This is a genomic window from Actinomycetota bacterium (genome assembly GCA_041658565.1).
Classification (GTDB): domain Bacteria; phylum Actinomycetota; class AC-67; order AC-67; family AC-67; genus JBAZZY01.
The window spans coordinates 1-4523 of sequence record JBAZZY010000055.1 but is presented as its reverse complement, the minus strand read 5'-3'; the positions used below and the strand labels follow the sequence as shown (position 1 = coordinate 4523).

At 61.4% G+C, this 4523-nt stretch carries 3 protein-coding genes and 1 other RNA gene; all 4 read left to right on the top strand.

The window, feature by feature from the left end; all coding sequences use genetic code 11:
• Positions 1-256: a transfer-messenger RNA gene (ssrA, locus tag WDA27_14675) on the top strand; the annotation flags it as partial.
• Positions 257-679: 423 nt separating this feature from the next.
• Positions 680-2131, top strand: a complete 1452-nt coding sequence (locus tag WDA27_14670; GenBank protein ID MFA5892169.1) for a DUF3375 domain-containing protein — start codon at positions 680-682, stop codon at positions 2129-2131.
• A gap of 12 nt (positions 2132-2143) precedes the next feature.
• Entirely contained in the window at positions 2144-2737 is a 594-nt protein-coding gene (locus WDA27_14665) for a DUF4194 domain-containing protein (GenBank protein MFA5892168.1), read from the top strand.
• Positions 2738-2745: 8 nt separating this feature from the next.
• Positions 2746-4523, top strand: a 1778-nt coding sequence (locus WDA27_14660; GenBank protein MFA5892167.1) for an ATP-binding protein, incomplete at its 3' end; no start/stop codon positions are given.

Here is a 4523-nt window from a genome sequence, read left to right as displayed (position 1 = left end):
CGACAACTACGCTCTAGCGGCTTAATCCCCGCTAGCCTCTCGCCTACGCTTCGCCCGCGGGCCGGGATCGAGAGGTCATCCACACGGGATCGCGCCGTTTCGTGTCTGTTGGGACGGTGCTAAACCCATAGCAGGCTAAGCGCCTCGATGACCCTGTCTGCCGGGGAGCGAGGCGTCAAATCAAAGACAGACTACGCATGTAGAACCGTAGACGTAGGGCTTGCGGACGCGGGTTCGACTCCCGCCACCTCCACCAAGCAAACAAAAAGGGGCCAAACGGCCCTTTTTTGTTTGCTCGCGCAGCGTAGTTGCGCGAAGGTGAACCCGCGTAGCGCGGTTTGATGCGCGCCATCCCTGGCGCGCACCCTGCGGGCGCGCTGAAGCGCGTCCAATTTCGCTCCCGGCGAAATTGTGACCAGACTCGCCGGGAGCGAGTCGGAACGCCGGAGCACAGCGACGGCGGCCCCAAAGGGGTGAGGCGCAGGGATGCGCCGAGTAACACCGCCACCTCCACCAGCAATGAAAAGGCCACCCTCGCAGTGGCCTTTTTCATTGATTGCATATTTCGCACAATGGCAGTTCTCGCCAAGAACGGCCAGAACACCGTGCTTTCTTCCTGTAATACCCACATGGTGTATATTGACTCCCGCCGCTTGGAGGAGTACTTGCTGGATTATTAATGGAAAAGCGAGACATGGATTACCACGCGCTCGTTGCTTTACGTCATCACCATCCGGCTTGGCGGCTGCTCGCCGCCGAGCATGCGCCGTTCATCATTGCGTTCCTCTACGATGCGTTTACCAAACCAAATCGGCGCACACTTGGTCAGTCGGAGCTAAGTGGGCGTTTGGACGATTACCTCTACAGTCTGCGCTCCATGGTTGGCGATATGGCGTTTCCAAAAACCGCCGGGAATTATTTGAACGACTGGGTCGAAGACAACAAGGGCTGGCTACGCAAGTTCTACCCCGAGGACAGCGACGAGCCACGCTTCGATCTGACGCCAGCGACAGAGAAGGCAATCGAATGGCTATCCAGCCTGGAGCAGAAGCAGTTCATCGGCACCGAGTCACGCCTTAAGACCATCTTTGATCTGCTCCACCAGATGGCGCGCGGGACGGAAACCGACCCGGCGGTTCGAATCGCCGAGCTGGAAAAGCGCCGGGCCGAGATCGAGGCCGAGGTCGCGCGCATACGCAAAGGCGAGATCGATCTCATGGATGCCACGCAGCTCAAGGAACGCTTTTATCAGATGGGGGAAACCGCCCGCGCGCTGCTCTCCGACTTCCGCCAGGTCGAGCAGAACTTCCGCGATCTTGACCGCCAGGTGCGCGAGCGAATCGCATTGTGGGAAGGCGGCAAGGGTGAGCTCCTGGAAAGTATTTTTGGCGAGCGCGACACGATCGCCGACTCGGACCAGGGCAAGAGCTTCCGCGCCTTCTGGGATTTCCTGATGTCACCGGCGCGGCAGGAAGAACTGTCCGCCCTGTTGGAGCGTATCCTGTCCCTGGACCCGATCGCCGAGACGCGCCCCGACCGGCGCTTGTTGCGTGTCCACTACGATTGGTTGGAGGCGGGCGAGGCAGCCCAGCGCACCGTGGCGCGCCTCTCGGAACAGTTGCGCAAGTACCTGGACGATCAGGCCTGGCTGGAGAACCGGCGGATCATGACCATTATTCGCGACATCGAACAACAGGCACTGGCCATACGGAATAGTCCGCCCGAGGGCGATTTTATGGCGCTGAACGATACGGCCCCCTCCGTCGCGCTGGTGATGGATCGCCCTCTGTTCACGCCGCCGCTCAAGCCACGCATCGCCCAACAATCGATCGAGGAGGGGGGCGAAGGGATCGAGGCAGCTGCGCTGTTCGAGCAAGTATACGTGGACAAGGCCGAGCTCGATGCGCGCATCCGCCGGACGTTGCAGGTACGCGAGCAAATTGCGCTCACCGCGCTGCTCGCGGAGTACCCGCTGGAACAAGGGCTCGCGGAACTGGTCGCGTACTTGAGCCTCGCCGCCGATGACAGCAAGGCGCTCATCGACGACTCTTGCCCCCAGACGGTCGGCTGGACCGACGCCCTCGGGCGCGAGATGCGGGCCAGCCTGCCCACGGTCATTTTCAGCCGCTGAACCGGGACATCGATGAGCGAACGCGACGCGGCGAGCCAACAACTCTCCCCGGTACTCATCACGCTCTTCAAGGGTGTGTTTTACCAGGATACGAATCCCGCGCTCTGGCAAGGTCTGCTCGCGCTTCAGGCGCGGGTACGCGATTACGTCGCGATGCTCGGGCTGGAACTCTTGTTGGACGAAGCCGAGGGCTATGCCTACTTGCGGCAGAAGCCGCAAGCCGAGGATGATGAGGCGCTGCCTCGGCTGGTTCAGCGCCGCCCGCTGAGTTACCCGGTGAGCCTGCTGCTCGCGCTGCTGCGCAAGAAGCTCGCCGAGTTCGATGCCGCGGGCGGCGACACGCGCCTCGTCCTCACCGGTGAGCAGATCGTCGAATTGGTGCGCGTGTTCCTGCCCGATACCGCGAACGAGGCGAGGCTCCTCGATCGCATTGACAGCCACATCAACAAGCTCGTGGAACTCGGCTTCCTGCGCAAGCTGCGCGGCCAGGAGCACCAGTTCGAGGTCATGCGTATCCTCAAGACCTTCGTCGAAGCCCAGTGGCTGGCCGAGTTCGATGAGCGGCTCAAGGGCTATCGCAGTCACATTGCCGAAGCGGGCGAATAATGGACCGGATGCAAACCCAGCCTATCGACTTCGCTGGCTCGGACGAGCGCGCCGGTTTCCGACTGCACCGCTTTGAGGTCTACAACTGGGGCACGTTCCACAACAAGGTCTGGAGCTTACATCCTAAGGGCGACAACACCCTACTCACCGGCGATATCGGCTCGGGCAAATCCACGCTGGTGGATGCGATCACGACGTTGCTCGTCCCGGCGCAGAAGATCACCTACAACAAGGCGGCCGGGGCCGAGAGCAAGGAACGCACGCTGAAATCCTATGTGCTCGGCCATTACAAGTCGGAACGCTCCGACACGGGACTGGCGGCCCGTCCGGTTGCGCTGCGCGACCACAACAGCTATGCGGTCCTCCTCGGCCATTTTCGCAACGAGGGCTTCGACCAGCACGTGACGCTCGCCCAGGTGTTCTGGATCAAGGACGGTGAAGGCCAGCCACAGCGCTTCTACGTGGTGGCGGATGTTCCGCTTTCAATTGCCGAACACTTCGCGGGCTTCGGCGCCGACATCAACGATCTCAAGAAACGGCTGCGCCGCAGCCCGCAAGTCGAGGTGCACGACAGCTTCCCGCCTTATGGAGCTGCCTTCCGCCGCCGCTTCGGCATCGGCAACGAGCAGGCGATGGATCTCTTCAACCAGACCGTGTCCATGAAATCGGTTGGTAATCTCACCGACTTCGTGCGCGACCATATGCTGGAGGCCTTCCCGGTAGAGAGTCGCATCGAGGCGCTGGTTAGCCACTTCGACGATCTCAACCGTGCCCACGAAGCGGTACTCAAGGCCAAGGTCCAGATCAAGGCACTCGATCCCTTGGTGGCTGACTGCGATCATCACGCCGAGATCGCCGCCCAGGTAGAGGAACTGCGCGCCTGCCGAGAGGCACTCAAACCCTGGTTCGCCCAACTCAAAGGCGAGCTGCTCGCCAAGCGCATCGCCAGCCTGGACGCTGAGCTGGCGCGGCTTGCCGCCCGCATCGGCGCACTGACCGAAAAGCGGCGCAGCCGGCAGGCGGAACGCGATGACTTGAAACGCGCTATCGCCGACAACGGTGGCGACCGCATCGAGCGCATCGCCAGCGAGATCGCGGCCAAACGGGAAGAGAAAACCCGGCGCATGGAACGCGCCGAGAAGTACAACGCGCTCGCGCGCGCCTTGAGTTTTCCTGAGGTGCGGGATATCGAGACGTTCCTCGCCAACGGGCACCGGTTGCACGACGAGCGCGAAGCGGCCCAATCCCGGCAGGCCGAAGTGCAGAATGCGCACACTGAGACGGAAATTGAATTTCGTCAATTGAAGCGCGAGCACGACGAAATCTCGGCTGAGGTCGTCTCTCTGCGTGAACGGCGCTCCAATATCGACTCTCGTGTGCTTGCCATTCGCGACCGGCTGTGTGCCGAGCTTTCGATAAATGCCGAAGATCTGCCGTTCGCGGGCGAGCTACTGCAAGTGCGCGATAATGAGGCGGACTGGGAAGGTGCGGCCGAACGCCTGTTACGTAGTTTCGGTCTTTCGCTTCTGGTACCAGATGCTCACTACGTGAAGGTAGCCGCATGGGTCGATCGCACACACCTGCGTGGGCGTCTCATGTATTTTCGCGTGAGGGATGTCCAGAACGTGGGGTTACCGTCCCTGCACCCGCAATCTCTGATGCGCAAGCTCGTCATCAAACCGGATTCACCGTTTTATCCCTGGCTCGAAGTCGAACTCGCGCGGCGGTTCGACCACGCCTGCTGTGACACCCAAGATGCGTTCCGTCGCGAGAAACAAGCAATCAC